This is a genomic window from Pseudomonas sp. SF2 (genome assembly GCF_036858055.1).
Classification (GTDB): Bacteria; Pseudomonadota; Gammaproteobacteria; order Pseudomonadales; family Pseudomonadaceae; genus Aquipseudomonas.
Genome location: NZ_JAMBDI010000038.1, coordinates 7,477 through 7,792, shown reverse-complemented (window position 1 = coordinate 7,792; position 316 = coordinate 7,477). Strand labels below are relative to the sequence as shown.

1 protein-coding gene is annotated in these 316 nt (G+C 64.6%); it reads right to left on the bottom strand.

The genetic code is table 11. The features are described 5' to 3' along the window. Positions 1-79: 79 nt before the first annotated feature. The coding region (locus M2S36_RS20275) for a bifunctional adenosylcobinamide kinase/adenosylcobinamide-phosphate guanylyltransferase (RefSeq protein WP_333957741.1) at positions 80-316 on the bottom strand (237 nt) is incomplete at its 5' end.

Genomic DNA, 316 nt, shown 5'->3' with positions numbered 1-316 from the left:
GCGCTCGATCTTCCAGGCACCACATAACCCAAGGCAGACACCTGCACGCCCCAATACAATCTTGAACTAGCCCCCACCCTCACAACGCAGGCCCTTTCAACATCAAGGGCAACCCTGCCACGGTCAGCACCACACGCTGACAGCGCTCGGCCACGGCCTGGTGCAGCCAGCCGGCCAGGTCGACATAGCGTCGGGTCAGCTCGCCCATGGGCACGACGCCCAGGCCGGTTTCGTTACTGACCAGGATGACCGTGCCCGGCAACTGTTCCAGGCAGGCCAACAGCGCATCACGCTCCTCGGCCAGGCGCTGGTCGTC